Annotated in this window: 13 protein-coding genes; 3 read left to right on the top strand and 10 right to left on the bottom strand. The window is 66.2% G+C overall.

The window, feature by feature from the left end; translation table 11 throughout:
• Positions 1 to 11: 11 nt before the first annotated feature.
• The 4 genes from DIE17_RS25395 to rpe form a co-directional block, all read right to left on the bottom strand.
• Complete coding sequence (locus DIE17_RS25395) at positions 12 to 611, bottom strand: aminodeoxychorismate/anthranilate synthase component II (RefSeq protein WP_124522171.1); 600 nt, start codon at positions 609 to 611, stop codon at positions 12 to 14.
• 13 nt (positions 612 to 624) lie between these two features.
• A complete protein-coding gene (gene trpE, locus DIE17_RS25390; protein WP_059449739.1) occupies positions 625 to 2,118 on the bottom strand; it encodes an anthranilate synthase component I in 1,494 nt (497 codons plus the stop codon).
• Between the two features lie 358 nt (positions 2,119 to 2,476).
• The gene (locus tag DIE17_RS25385) at positions 2,477 to 3,223 is read right to left on the bottom strand and encodes a phosphoglycolate phosphatase (RefSeq protein ID WP_124487911.1); all 747 of its coding nucleotides are present in this window, start codon (positions 3,221 to 3,223) and stop codon (positions 2,477 to 2,479) included.
• A 4-nt stretch (positions 3,224 to 3,227) separates the two neighbouring features.
• Entirely contained in the window at positions 3,228 to 3,914 is a 687-nt protein-coding gene (rpe, locus tag DIE17_RS25380) for a ribulose-phosphate 3-epimerase (protein ID WP_044845875.1), read from the bottom strand.
• Positions 3,915 to 4,091: 177 nt separating this feature from the next.
• Between rpe and apaG the strand changes: the two genes are divergently transcribed.
• Entirely contained in the window at positions 4,092 to 4,466 is a 375-nt protein-coding gene (apaG, locus tag DIE17_RS25375; RefSeq protein WP_057924835.1) for a Co2+/Mg2+ efflux protein ApaG, read from the top strand.
• Between the two features lie 78 nt (positions 4,467 to 4,544).
• A complete protein-coding gene (locus DIE17_RS25370) occupies positions 4,545 to 5,777 on the top strand; it encodes a murein transglycosylase A (protein ID WP_124522169.1) in 1,233 nt (410 codons plus the stop codon).
• Between the two features lie 136 nt (positions 5,778 to 5,913).
• Here DIE17_RS25370 and paaK read toward each other — a convergent pair whose 3' ends face one another.
• The 5 genes from paaK to paaN all read right to left on the bottom strand — a co-directional run bounded on the left by paaK (position 5,914) and on the right by paaN (position 11,538).
• Positions 5,914 to 7,212: a phenylacetate--CoA ligase PaaK gene (paaK, locus tag DIE17_RS25365; protein WP_044845874.1), complete on the bottom strand. Its 1,299-nt coding sequence runs from the start codon at positions 7,210 to 7,212 to the stop codon at positions 5,914 to 5,916.
• Between the two features lie 38 nt (positions 7,213 to 7,250).
• Complete coding sequence (paaI, locus tag DIE17_RS25360; protein WP_185500394.1) at positions 7,251 to 7,703, bottom strand: hydroxyphenylacetyl-CoA thioesterase PaaI; 453 nt, start codon at positions 7,701 to 7,703, stop codon at positions 7,251 to 7,253.
• A 1-nt stretch (position 7,704) separates the two neighbouring features.
• On the bottom strand, positions 7,705 to 8,496 hold the full coding sequence (gene paaG / locus DIE17_RS25355) for a 2-(1,2-epoxy-1,2-dihydrophenyl)acetyl-CoA isomerase PaaG (protein WP_124487913.1): 792 nt from the start codon (positions 8,494 to 8,496) through the stop codon (positions 7,705 to 7,707).
• A 45-nt stretch (positions 8,497 to 8,541) separates the two neighbouring features.
• Positions 8,542 to 9,744, bottom strand: a complete 1,203-nt coding sequence (pcaF, locus tag DIE17_RS25350) for a 3-oxoadipyl-CoA thiolase (protein ID WP_124522167.1) — start codon at positions 9,742 to 9,744, stop codon at positions 8,542 to 8,544.
• Between the two features lie 87 nt (positions 9,745 to 9,831).
• A complete protein-coding gene (gene paaN, locus DIE17_RS25345; RefSeq protein ID WP_124522165.1) occupies positions 9,832 to 11,538 on the bottom strand; it encodes a phenylacetic acid degradation protein PaaN in 1,707 nt (568 codons plus the stop codon).
• 129 nt (positions 11,539 to 11,667) lie between these two features.
• Between paaN and DIE17_RS25340 the strand changes: the two genes are divergently transcribed.
• A complete protein-coding gene (locus tag DIE17_RS25340; protein ID WP_044845869.1) occupies positions 11,668 to 12,444 on the top strand; it encodes an enoyl-CoA hydratase in 777 nt (258 codons plus the stop codon).
• A gap of 159 nt (positions 12,445 to 12,603) precedes the next feature.
• On the opposite strand, the gene DIE17_RS37545 is transcribed toward DIE17_RS25340, so the two are convergent.
• Positions 12,604 to 12,837 (bottom strand): hypothetical protein (locus tag DIE17_RS37545; RefSeq protein WP_185643546.1); only part of this gene is annotated, 234 nt, incomplete at its 5' end.

Here is a 12,837-nt window from a genome sequence, read left to right as displayed (position 1 = left end):
TGCGTCTCCCGTCAGGCTGCCGGCGCGGCCGCGCGGGCCGTTGCGCGGTTCTGCTTCAGGAAATTCTCGAGCAGCGCGTGGCCGTGCTCGGAGAGGATCGATTCCGGGTGGAACTGCACGCCTTCGACCGGCAGCGTCTTGTGACGCACGCCCATGATCTCGCCGTCGTCGGTCCACGCGGACACCTCGAGGCAGTCGGGCAGCGATTCGCGTTCGATCGCGAGCGAATGGTAGCGCGTGACGTCGAAATGCTTCGGCAGGTCGGCGAACACGCCGCGGCAGTCGGTTTCGATCCGGCTCACCTTGCCGTGCATGATGGTCTTCGCGCGCACGACGCGGCCGCCGAACGCTTCGCCGATCGCCTGATGGCCGAGGCAGACGCCGAGGATCGGCTTCTTGCCCGCGAATTCGCGCAGCACGTCGAGCGTGATGCCCGCGTGCTGCGGGTTGCTCGGGCCGGGCGACAGGCAGATGGCGTCGGGGTTCAGGCGCGCGATGTCGTCGAGCGTGATTTCGTCGTTGCGATAGGTGTGCACGTCCTCGCCCAGTTCGCCGAAGTACTGGACCAGGTTGTAGGTGAACGAGTCGTAGTTGTCGATCATGAGCAGCATGGTCAGTCTCCGGTCAGAAGTCGCTATCGAGGCCGTCCTGGACCTGTTCGGCCGCACGCAGCACCGCGCGCGCCTTGTTCTCGGTCTCTTGCCATTCGGATTCGGGCACCGAGTCCGCGACGACGCCGGCTGCCGCTTGCACATACAGGTTGCCGTTGTGGATCAGGCCCGTGCGGATCGCGATCGCGAGATCCATCTCGCCCGAGAACGACAGGTAGCCGACGGCGCCGCCGTACAGCCCGCGCTTGATCGGCTCGAGCTCGTCGATCAGTTCCATCGCGCGCACCTTCGGCGCGCCGGACAGCGTGCCGGCCGGGAACGTCGCGCGCAGCACGTCGTAGTTCGTCATGCCGGGCTTCAGCTTGCCTTCGACCGAGCTGACGATGTGCTGCACGTGCGAGTACTTCTCGATCACCATCTTGTCGGTCACCTGCACCGAGCCGATTTCCGCGATGCGGCCGACGTCGTTGCGCGCGAGGTCGATCAGCATCACGTGCTCGGCGATTTCCTTCGGATCGTTCAGCAGTTCGGTCGCGAGTTCCGCATCGCGCTCGGGCGTATTGCCGCGCGGACGCGTGCCGGCGAGCGGACGGATCGTGACGATCTGGTCTTCGCCGCGCTTTTCCTGGCGCACCAGGATTTCCGGCGATGCGCCGACCACGTGGAAATCGCCGAAGTTGTAGTAGTACATGTACGGCGACGGATTCAGCGAACGCAGCGCGCGATACAGCGACAGCGGATTGTCGCGATACGGCTTCGTCAGACGCTGGCCGACCTGGATCTGCATCAGTTCGCCGGCCGCGATGTATTCCTTCGCCTGGCGCACGGCGGCCAGATAGTCTTCCTTCTTGAACTCGCGGAACGTCTCGGTGCGCACACTCGCCGACGTGACGGGCGGCTGCACGGTCGTGCGCAGGCGCTGCTTCAGCTCGCGCAGGCGCTGCTTGGCCTTCGTATAGGCTTCCGGCTGGGCCGGGTCCGCATAGATGATCAGATAGAGCTTGCCGGCGAGGTTGTCGATCACCGCGACTTCTTCGGTGAGCAGCAGCTGGATGTCGGGCAGGCCGAGATCGTCGCGCGGCGCGGTGTTCGCGAGTTTCTTCTCGATGTAGCGCACCGCGTCGTAACCGAAATAGCCGGCGAGGCCGCCGCAGAAGCGCGGCAGGCCCGGGCGCTGCGCCACCTTGAAGCGCGCCTGGAACGACTCGATGAATTCGAACGGGTCGCCGTCGTGCGTCTCGACGACCTGGCCGTCGCGCACCACTTCGGACACGCCGTTGCGGGTGCGCACCAGCGTGCGGGCGGGCAGGCCGATGAACGAATAGCGGCCGAAGCGTTCGCCGCCGACCACCGACTCGAGCAGGAACGAGTTGGCGCCCGCGCGTTCAGGCTGGGCCAGCTTCAGGTAGAGGGACAGCGGCGTTTCGAGGTCGGCGAGCGCTTCCGCGATCAGCGGGATGCGGTTGTAGCCTTCGTTCGCAAGCGATTGGAATTCGAGTTCGGTCATGTTCCGGTCCTGTTCGGGACGAGCGGCGGAGTGCGCCAGGGATCACTTGACGCTACGCGGGCTGCCGTCGGCGAAAGGGCGGTCGATCGAGAAGTGCCTGTTGCCGGCCGGCACGCCGGGCGTGAACGTCGCGAGCCTGCGGCCGGTCCTGAACGCAAGCGTTCGGACGCGGTAGAACTCGAGGTGGTGCGACGATCGGCGCGCGGCTGCGCAGCGAGATAAAAAACGGCGCTGAAGACGTGCCTCAGCGTACCTCATCGAAGAGGTTAGCGCGACCAGCGACGCCAGGGCCAGGCTCCCCGGTCGATGCTGCTCAGACTCCGTTTTTTATTCAGAAACATGCGGATGGAAGAAATAATCAGAGGGTTGGCCGGCCGGCGTTGTGCGCGGTGATCGCGCGGGCCGCGACCAGCAACGAATCGACTATACCATCCGAATTTATCGTTTGTATAGCTTTGCCGTGGTTGTAGCCGTATGGCACCGTCAGCGTCGCCATCCCGGCCGCGCGGCCCGCCAGCGCGTCGTTTTCCGAGTCGCCGATCGCGACCGCCGCGTCCGGCGCGACGCCGAGCGCTTCGCACGCCGTCAGCATCGGCAGCGGATCGGGCTTCTTGCGCGCGACGCTGTCGCCGCCGAGCACGATGCCGAAGCGATCGATCAGCCCGTATTGCTCGAGCAGCTCGACCGCGAAGCGGTGCGGCTTGTTCGTCACGCATGCGAGCCGGATGCCGGCCGTGCGCAACGCATCGAGGCCGGTTGCGACGTCCGGATAGAGACGCGTGTGGCGGCCGTTGATCTTCGCGTACTCGGTCTGGTAGATCGCGAGCGCGTCGTCGAAGCGCGCGTGCGCTTCGTCGCGCGTGAAGCGCGGCTTCAGCACGCTCTGGATCAGATGCTCGGAGCCCTTGCCGACGTAGCCGATCACCTCGTCGCGCGACGTGGCCGGCGCGCCGAGCTGCGCGAGCATTCCGTTCAGCCCGGCCGTGAAATCGTCGGCCGTGTCGACCATCGTGCCGTCGAGGTCGATCAGCGCCGCGTCGATGCGCGGCGTCGCGAAACGGACCGTGCCGTCGGCTGCGGCCCCGGCCAGCGAGGAATCGGCCACGGCGTCAGCTCCGCGCGACGGTGGCGAGCGCGGCACGCATCTCGTCGATCACCGTGCGGTAATCGGGCTTGCCGAAGATCGCCGAACCCGCGACGAAGGTGTCCGCGCCGGCCGCCGCGATTTCCGCGATGTTGTCGGCCTTCACGCCGCCGTCGACCTCGAGCAGGATCTCGCGGCCGGTGCGCTCGGTGTACGCGTCGATGCGGGCGCGCGCTTCGCGCAGCTTGTTCAGCGTTTCCGGAATGAACGACTGGCCGCCGAAGCCCGGGTTCACCGACATCAGCAGCACGAAGTCGAGGCGATCCATCACGTGATCGAGATAGTTCAGCGGCGTCGCCGGGTTGAACACGAGGCCGGCCTTGCAGCCGTGATCGCGGATCAGCGACAGCGTACGGTCGATGTGGTCCGAGCCTTCCGGGTGGAAGCTGATCAGGTTCGCGCCGGCTTTCGCGAAATCGGGCACGATCCGGTCGACCGGGCGCACCATCAGGTGCACGTCGATCGGCACCTGCACGTGCGGGCGGATCGCCTCGCAGACGAGCGGGCCGATCGTGAGGTTCGGCACATAATGGTTGTCCATCACGTCGAAGTGAATCCAGTCGGCGCCGGCGGCGACCACGTTGCGGACTTCTTCGCCGAGCCGTGCAAAGTCGGCCGACAGGATGCTGGGAGCGATGCGGAATTGAGTCATGACAGGGGAGCGGGGACGCTGCGGCGCAAAACCGCCATTCTACCGTCCGGCGACCCGGTGCGCGGCGACGGGCCGTGCGGTTGCGGCCCGATTCCGCATAGAATGCCGAACCAGTGCGGCGCGCCCGCGGCCCTGCCGCTCGAGTGGGCGCGGGCGGTTACCTACAGCGGAAACATCATGAGTCAGTATCAGTTCACCGTTTCGGTGAAAACCAGCTACTTGCCGGAACAATCCGACCCCGATCGGCGTCAATACGCATTCGCGTACACGCTGACCATCCGCAATACCGGGCAGGTCGCGGCCCAGCTGATCGCGCGTCACTGGATCATCACGGACAGCGAAAACCACGTGCAGGAAGTGAAGGGGCTCGGCGTCGTCGGGCACCAGCCGCTGCTGCAGCCGGGCGAACAGTTCGAATACACGAGCTGGGCCGTGATCGCGACGCCGGTCGGCACGATGCGCGGCGCGTACTTTTGCGTGGCGGAGGACGGCGAGCGGTTCGACGCGCCGGTCGACGAGTTTGCGCTGCACATGCCGCGCACGCTGCATTGAGCGTGCGGGGCTGGTCAGCGCGGCTGGCGGTCGTTGCCGCGGGCGTGCTTCTTCCTGCCCGACGACGTCCACACGACGATGAAGACCAGCAGGGCAAGCGCTACGAAGGCTTCGAGCGCGAAGATGAGCATCGGATATTGGTCGAGAAAATCTGACATGGCGGTTTCCATCAAGAACGGACATTGTATGTGGTTTGGGCCGCGGGCGGCCGGCTGGGTTGCGGCGGTCGCAGCGGCAGCGCTGCTTGCCGCGTGCGGCGGCGCGCCGACGCGCACGTCGACGCTCAAGCCGCCGACCGGTGCGGCGATCGTGCCGGGGCAGGTCGCCGCGAAGCGGCTGACGCCGGTCGCATGGCAACAGGTGCCGGGGTGGCAGGACGATTCGCTGATCGGCGCGACGGCCGCGCTGCGGCAGAACTGCGCGCGGCTTGCGCGGCAGCCGGCGTGGCAGCGCGCCTGCGCGGCCGCCGATCGCCTCGACGAACTCGACGTCAGCAGCGCGCGTACCTTCTTCGAAACGTATTTCACGCCGTTTCAGCTGGCGAACACCGACGGCACGCTCGACGGGCTCGTGACCGGCTATTACGAGCCGCTGCTGCATGGCTCCCGCGTGCGTCGCGGTCCTTACCAGTACGCGCTGTACCGCTGGCCGGCCGGCTATCGTGCCGGTGCCGCGCTGCCCGCTCGCGCGCAGCTCGAGCGCGCCGGCATCCTGAACGGCAACGAACTCGTGTGGGTCGACGATCCGATCGAGGCGTTCTTCCTGCAGGTGCAGGGCTCGGGACGCGTGCTGCTCGACGACGGTTCGGTGATGCGGGTGGGTTTCGGCGGCACCAACAACCAGCCGTATCGCTCGATCGGCAAGTGGCTGCTCGATCGCGGCGAGCTGACGCCCGCCCAGGCGACGATGCAGGGCATCAAGGCGTGGGCGAAGGCGAACCCGACGCGCGTGGATGCGTTGCTCGACACGAATCCGCGATTCGTGTTTTTCCGCGACATGCCGACGAAGGAAGATGCACCGCACGGCGGCGCGGACGGCCCGATCGGTGCGCTCGGCGTGCCGCTCACGGCGGAGCGTTCGATCGCGGTCGATCCGTCGTCGATCCCGCTCGGCACGCCGGTGTTCCTGCAGACCACGCGTCCGCTGACCAATACGCCGATGAACCGGCTCGTGTTCGCGCAGGACACGGGTTCCGCGATCAAGGGCGGCGTGCGGGCCGACTATTTCTGGGGGCTCGGCGACGACGCCGGCGACCAGGCCGGACGGATGAAGCAGATCGGCCGGATGTGGCTGCTGTTCCCGAATTCGTGATCCGCGGTGACGCCGGCACGCACGTGTAGCCGGCGCATCGAGACGAGGCAGCCCGACCGGTTTTGGCCGGTCGGGCTGTTTTTTCGAGGGCCGCGCATGATCGCTGTTCCGGAGCGCCCTCGTGCCGTAGCCGGTATCAGCCCTTGCGCTTGTCGATGACGCGTCGCGCCTTGCCGACCGAGCGCTCGATTCCGTTCACGGGCAATACGTTGATGACAGCCGTCACGCCGATCAGCGACTTGATGTCGTGTGCGAGCGCCTGTCTGGCCGCGTGGATCGCGGCCGTGTCCGGCGCCGTTTCGGGACACGGCTCGACATTGAGCGTCAGCACGTCGAGCGGACCTTCCTTCGTCAGCACGATCTGATAGTGCGGTGCCAGCGCGCGCTGCTTCAGCAGCTGTTCCTCGATCTGCGTCGGGAAGACGTTGACACCCCGCACGATCATCATGTCGTCCGAGCGCCCGGTGATCTTTTCCATCCGGCGCATCGTGCGCGCGGTGCCGGGCAGCAGGCGCGTGAGGTCGCGGGTGCGATAGCGGATGATCGGCAGCGCTTCCTTGGTCAGCGACGTGAAGACCAGCTCGCCGAGTTCACCGTCCGGCAGCACTTCGCCGGTTTCGGGGTCGATGATTTCCGGGTAGAAGTAGTCTTCCCAGATGGTCGGGCCGTCTTTGGTCTCGACGCATTCCGACGCGACGCCCGGGCCCATCACTTCGGACAGCCCATAGATGTCGACCGCGTCGATGCCCATCCGCTGCTCGATGGCCACGCGCATGTCGTTCGTCCACGGTTCCGCGCCGAAGATGCCGATGCGCAGCGAACTCTGCGCGGGATCGAGACCCTGGCGCTCGATCTCGTCGGCGATCGACAGCATGTAGCTTGGCGTCACCATGATGATGTCGGGCCGGAAATCCTGGATCAGCTGCACCTGCTTCTCGGTCTGGCCGCCGCCGAACGGGATTACGGTGAGCCCTGCGCGTTCGGCGCCGTAGTGTGCGCCGAGCCCGCCGGTGAACAAACCGTAGCCGTAGCTGACGTGAACCTTGTCGCCGCGCCGCGCGCCGGCCGCGCGGATCGAGCGTGCGACGAGATTCGCCCACGTATCGATGTCGCGCGCCGTATAGCCGACGACGGTCGGCTTGCCGGTCGTGCCCGACGACGCGTGAATGCGCGAGATCTGGTCCTGCGGCACCGCGAACATGCCGAACGGGTAGCTGTCGCGCAGGTCGCTCTTGGTCGTGAACGGGAAGCGCGACAGATCCGTGAGTGTCTTCAGGTCGTCGGGATGCACGCCCGCTTCGTCGAATTTGCGGCGATAGACGGGGGAGTGCTCATACGCATGCCGGAGCGACCATTTCAGGCGTTCGAGCTGTAACGCGGTCAGCTCGTCGCGTGAAGCGGTCTCGATCGGCTCGAGCGGTAGCGGGGTAGTCATGCCTGTCTCCAGTGATTGTTATGAGCGAGCCGTGGACGTCAGCGGTCTTCCGGGAGGACCGTGCCCTTGATCTGGGCCGATTTGCCGCGAAACATCGCGACCGTTTCGCCTGTCTGGTTCGTGACGCGGATGTCGTAGACGCCATGCCGGCCGCTGCGTGTCTGCTCGATCGCCTCGGCCGTCAGCAGGTCGTTGCCGTAGACGGGGCGCAGGTATTCGATCGAGCAGCCCGCGGCAACGGTATTCAGGTTGTACGAGTTGCACGCGAACGCGAACGTCGAATCGGCGAGCGTGAAGATGATGCCGCCGTGGCAGGTCTGGTGCCCGTTCAGGAATTCCGGCCGTACGCGCATCTGCAGGCGTGCGTAGCCGGCGCGCACTTCGGCGATTTCCATGCCGAACGCGCGGCTGCAGGCGTCCGCGTCGTACATGGCCCGTGCCGCCGCACGGGCGAGCGCATCGGGGTCGAGCGTGTCGGTGGGGGTGGTCATGTCAACGTCCCTCGAACCGCGGCGCGCGCTTCTCGATGAACGCCTTCACGCCTTCCGCGTAGTCGTACGACTGGCCGAGCTTGCGCTGCAGGTCACGCTCGAGGTCGAGCTGCTGGTCGAGCGTATTCGTGACGCTGTCGCGCATCGACTGCTTGATCGACGCGATCGCGAGCGTCGGTTGCTGCGCGAGCTGGTTGGCAACTTGACGGGCCGACGCGGCGAGCGCATCGTCGTCGACCGCGCGCCAGATCAAGCCCCATTGTTCGGCCTGTTCGGCGCCGAGCTTGTCGCCGGTCAGGGCGAGCCCCAGCGCGCGTGCCATGCCGACGCGTTGCGGCAGGAACCATGTGCCGCCCGAATCGGGCACGAGCCCGATCTTGACGAAGGCCTGGATGAAACTGCTCGAGCGCGCGGCGAACACGATGTCGCAGGCGAGCGCGAGATTCGCGCCGGCGCCGGCCGCCGTGCCGTTGACGGCGGCGATCACCGGAATCGGCATGCGTTGCAGGCGGCGGATCAGTGGATTGAAATGCTCGTCGATCAGCGTGCCGAGGTCGGTGGACGCGCCCGGCGTGAAGTCGAGGTCGGCCAGGTCCTGGCCTGCGCAGAAGCCGCGCCCCGCACCCGTCAGGATCAGCGCACGCGCGCCGGCCGTCTCGACTTCATCGAGTGCCGACTGCAATTCGCGGTGCATTGCCCGCGTGAAGCTGTTCAGCTTGTCCGGACGGTTGAGGGTGATCGTGGCCACGTGGGCAGCCTGATCGATATCCAGCTGGATCGCCTGATATGACATGCAGTGTCTCCTTCATGACTTCGTTATAGGCGCGCGGTGCGTCGGTTACACGCGTTCGATGGCGATCGCGATGCCCTGGCCGACGCCGATGCACATCGTACAGAGCGCAAAGCGGCCGGCCGTACGCTCGAGTTGATGAAGTGCCGTGGTCACGAGCCGGGCGCCCGATGCGCCGAGCGGGTGGCCGAGCGCGATCGCGCCGCCGTTCGGGTTCACGCGCGGATCGTCGTCGGCGATGCCGAGCATGCGCAGCACCGCGAGACCCTGCGACGCGAATGCCTCGTTCAGCTCGATCACGTCGAACTGGTCGATCGTCATCCCGAGCTGGCGCAACAGTTTCTGCGCGGCCGGCGCCGGGCCGATGCCCATCACGCGCGGCTCGACGCCGGCGGTCGCCATGCCGACGACGCGCGCACGGCGGCGCAGCCCGTATTGATCGGCGGCTTCCGCGTTGGCGAGCAGCACTGCGCATGCGCCGTCGTTGACGCCCGACGCGTTGCCGGCCGTCACCGAGCCGTCCGGGCGCACGACGCCCTTCAACTTCGCGAGCGCTTCGAGCGACGTTTCGCGCGGATGCTCGTCGACGGATACGACGAGCGCGTCGCCTTTCTTCTGCGGAATCGTCACCGGGACGATTTCCTCGGCGAGCGTGCCGTCCCGCTGCGCGCGCGCGGCTTTCTGCTGGCTGCGCAGCGCGAACAGGTCCTGGTCGGCGCGGCTGATGTCGTAGTCGACCGCGACGTTCTCGGCCGTCTCCGGCATCGAATCGACGCCGTATTGCTGTTTCATCAGCGGATTGACGAAACGCCAGCCGATCGTCGTGTCGAAAATGGCGGCCTGGCGCGCAAACGCGCTGGCGGCCTTGCCCATCACGAACGGCGCGCGCGTCATGCTTTCGACGCCGCCCGCGATCATCAAGCGTGCCTCGCCCGCCTTGATCGCGCGCGCGGCGGTGCCGACGGCGTCCATGCCCGAGCCGCACAGCCGGTTCAGCGTCGTGCCCGGCACGGCGGTCGGCAGGCCCGCAAGCAGCGCGGACATGCGCGCGACGTTGCGGTTGTCCTCGCCGGCCTGGTTCGCGCAGCCGTAGATCACGTCGTCGATGGCCGACCAGTCGACGTTGCGGTTGCGTTCGATCAGCGCCTTGAGCGGCACCGCGCCGAGATCGTCGGCACGAACGTCTTTCAGGGCGCCGCCGTAGCGGCCGATGGGGGTGCGAATCGCGTCGCAGATGTAGGCGTCGGTCATGGGTGTGTCGATGTGCAACGAACCCGCCGGTTGACGGATTCGTTCATGGTAGAGAACGTGGCGGCGTTTGCACGTCGGCCATTCGGGTTATGCCGTCTGGCCGGCTTCCGCAGGCACTGCCTTCGGCGCAACATGGACGCGGCTTTGCACCACGCGGAACCGATTGGCGACGAACGCCGGGTCGGCCAGCGCCGCGTTGGCGGCCGGGTTCGCGCCGGTGCCGTGGAAGTCGGAGAAGGCGGCCGACTGGTTGACGAACACGCCGCCCGTCAGGTTGATCGACAGCGCGACGCCGCCACGCACCGCCGCATCGTGCGCAGCGTCGAGGACCTTGTCGTCGGTGCTGTAGACGGACAGCGTCAATGCGCCATGTTCCGCGGCGATTTCGCCGGCGAGATCGAGCGACTGCGCGGTCGAGTCGGTCGCGATCACGAACGAGATCGGGCCGAACCATTCCTGCGTGAACTTCGCGCGGTCGGCCACGTCGAGTTGCAGCACGAGCGGCGTGCGCACGCGAGCGTCGGCGAACGCCGGGTGCTGGAGCGTCTGGCTGTCGGCGAGCACGCGGCCGAGCTTGCGCGCGTCGTCGATGCGCGCGGTCACGCCGTCGTTCTGGATCGCGCCGATCAGTTCGACCGAGCGCGCCGGGTCGCCGGTCAGCTTCTGCACGGAGACGGCGATGGCCTGTGCGACTTCGTCGAAGCTCGCATGACCGTCTGCCGTCCGGATGCCGTCGCGCGGCACATAGATGTTCTGCGGTGCCGTGCACATCTGGCCGGAGTACAGCGCCAGCGAGAACGCGATGTTCTTGGCTGCAGCCTTCAGGTCGTCGGTCGAGTCGATCACGATCTGGTTGACGCCTGCCTTCTCGGTATACACCTGTGCTTGGTGGGCATTGCGTTCGAGCCACGTGCCGTTTTGCGTGCTGCCCGTGAAGTCGATCAGCTTGATTTCAGGACGCAGCGCGAGGTCCTGCACGAGGGCGCCGTCGTTCGGCTCGGTCGCGAGGAGCGTGACGACGTTCGGATCGAAGCCGGCTTCGCGCAGCACGTCGCGGGCGATGCGGACCGTGATCGCGAGCGGCAGGATCGCGCCCGGATGGGGTTTGACGATCACCGTGTTGCCGGTCGCCAGGTCGGCGAACAGGCCCGGGTAGCCGTTCCAGGTCGGGAACGTGCAGCAGCCGAGCACGAGGCCGGTGCCGCGCGGGACGATCGTATAGCGCTTGTGCATCGCGAGCGGCGGGTTCTTGCCTTGCGGCTTCTCCCAGTGCGCATCGGCGGGGATGCGACGCAATTCGTCCCATGCGTAGGCGACCGCTTCGAGTGCGCGATCCTGCGCGTGCGGGCCGCCGGCCTGGAAGGCCATCATGAACGCCTGGCCCGTCGTGTGCATCACGCTGTAGGCAATCTCGAAGCTCGCACGATTCAGTCGCGCGAGAATTTCCAGGCTGATGCCGATCCAGGCGCTCGGGCCGGCTTCGCGCCATGCACGCTGGGCCGCGGCGGCCGCGGCAATCAGTTCGTCGGGCGTCGATTTCGGGTAGCGGATGTCCAGCGCGACCCCGTACGGCGACTGCTCCGCGCCGACGGTTCCGTCGGACGCCGGCTGGTCGAGCACGAACGTGTTGCCGAGGTGTGCTTTGAACGCCGCTTCGCCATCGGCGCTCGCGCTTTCCCCGTACACTTTGGGACTCGGCATTTCCGCGAACGGGCTCCAGTACCCGCGGCTCTCGATGGCGGCGAGGGCGTGTTTCAGCGTGTCTTCGTGCTTCGTGAACAGTGCATGGGTCATGACGGCGGCCTGATGGACGTTGAGAAGGGTTGGATCGATTAATTAACCGACCGGTTGGTCGGAGAATGGTAGCATCAAACTATTCGCATGTGCGAGGCGTTTCTCATTTCATTGATCGAGGAGAAATAGATGTCTTACGAGAACATCCTGGTGGAGACCCGGGGGCGAGTCGGGCTGGTCACGCTCAACCGTCCGAAGGCGCTGAATGCGCTGAACGATGCATTGATGGATGAATTGGGCGCTGCGCTGAAGGCGTTCGACGCGGACGACGAGATCGGCGCAATCGTCGTGACGGGGAGCGAGAAGGCGTTCGCGGCCGGGGCCGACATCGGCATGATGGCGACCTATTCCTATATGGATGTTTACCGCGGCGACTACATCACCCGTAACTGGGAGACCGTCCGCGAGATCCGCAAGCCGATCATCGCTGCCGTGGCGGGCTTCGCGCTCGGCGGTGGCTGCGAACTCGCGATGATGTGCGACATCATCTTCGCGGCGGAAACGGCCAAGTTCGGTCAACCCGAGATCAAGCTGGGCGTGATGCCTGGCGCAGGCGGTACGCAGCGCCTGCCGCGCGCGGTCTCGAAGGCGAAGGCCATGGACATGTGCCTGACCGCACGTTTCATGGATGCAGCCGAGGCGGAGCGGGCCGGGCTGGTGTCGCGTGTGCTGCCTGCCGACAAGCTGCTCGACGAGGCGATTGCCGCTGCGACGACGATCGCCGAGTTTTCGCTGCCGGCGGTCATGATGGTCAAGGAGTCGGTGAACCGCGCATACGAGACGACGCTGGCCGAGGGTGTCCATTTCGAGCGTCGACTGTTCCATTCGTTGTTCGCTACCGAAGATCAGAAGGAAGGGATGGCGGCATTCGTCGAGAAGCGGAAACCGGTATTCAAGAACCGTTGATTCGCCGGCGGCCGGGTGGAGCTTGGCGAGCGACGGGTGTCGGTCGCCGCCATGATCGCCTGGTGCAATGAACCCAAAGCCCCCGTGCGCGGCAGCGCACGGGGGCTTTTCAAAATATTTTCACAAAGGGGTTGCGGAGAGCGGGGCAGGTGCTTAGAATCACGCCTCTTTCGCGCTAACGGAAACGCGGCGCGGGAGAAGAAGGGAAGCGGTGCTGTCGGGCTGGTCGTAGCGGCCTCGGCGGTGCAAGAAGTTGAACCCCAGCCGTCGCAACGAAGTAGTTAAAAAGTTGTTGACGAACTGAAAAAAGCGGTTCATAATCTCGCTTCTCTGCTGCTGAAAACGCAGCGCTGCTGAGAAAGCCTCCGGGTCCTCGCAGAAATGCTCTTTAAA

It is taken from the genome of Burkholderia sp. Bp9099 (genome assembly GCF_003857805.1).
Lineage (GTDB): Bacteria > Pseudomonadota > Gammaproteobacteria > Burkholderiales > Burkholderiaceae > Burkholderia.
Note: the sequence above shows the minus strand (reverse complement) of the source record. Positions and strands in the feature narration are given on the sequence as shown.

Coding starts and splice junctions, on each gene's coding strand:
- DIE17_RS25395 (WP_124522171.1), bottom strand. CDS start 611: ATGCTGCTCATGATCGACAACTACGACTCGTTCACCTACAACCTGGTC.
- trpE (WP_059449739.1), bottom strand. CDS start 2,118: ATGACCGAACTCGAATTCCAATCGCTTGCGAACGAAGGCTACAACCGC.
- rpe (WP_044845875.1), bottom strand. CDS start 3,914: ATGACTCAATTCCGCATCGCTCCCAGCATCCTGTCGGCCGACTTTGCA.
- apaG (WP_057924835.1), top strand. CDS start 4,092: ATGAGTCAGTATCAGTTCACCGTTTCGGTGAAAACCAGCTACTTGCCG.
- DIE17_RS25370 (WP_124522169.1), top strand. CDS start 4,545: ATGAAGACCAGCAGGGCAAGCGCTACGAAGGCTTCGAGCGCGAAGATG.
- paaK (WP_044845874.1), bottom strand. CDS start 7,212: ATGACTACCCCGCTACCGCTCGAGCCGATCGAGACCGCTTCACGCGAC.
- paaI (WP_185500394.1), bottom strand. CDS start 7,703: ATGACCACCCCCACCGACACGCTCGACCCCGATGCGCTCGCCCGTGCG.
- paaG (WP_124487913.1), bottom strand. CDS start 8,496: ATGTCATATCAGGCGATCCAGCTGGATATCGATCAGGCTGCCCACGTG.
- pcaF (WP_124522167.1), bottom strand. CDS start 9,744: ATGACCGACGCCTACATCTGCGACGCGATTCGCACCCCCATCGGCCGC.
- paaN (WP_124522165.1), bottom strand. CDS start 11,538: ATGACCCATGCACTGTTCACGAAGCACGAAGACACGCTGAAACACGCC.
- DIE17_RS25340 (WP_044845869.1), top strand. CDS start 11,668: ATGTCTTACGAGAACATCCTGGTGGAGACCCGGGGGCGAGTCGGGCTG.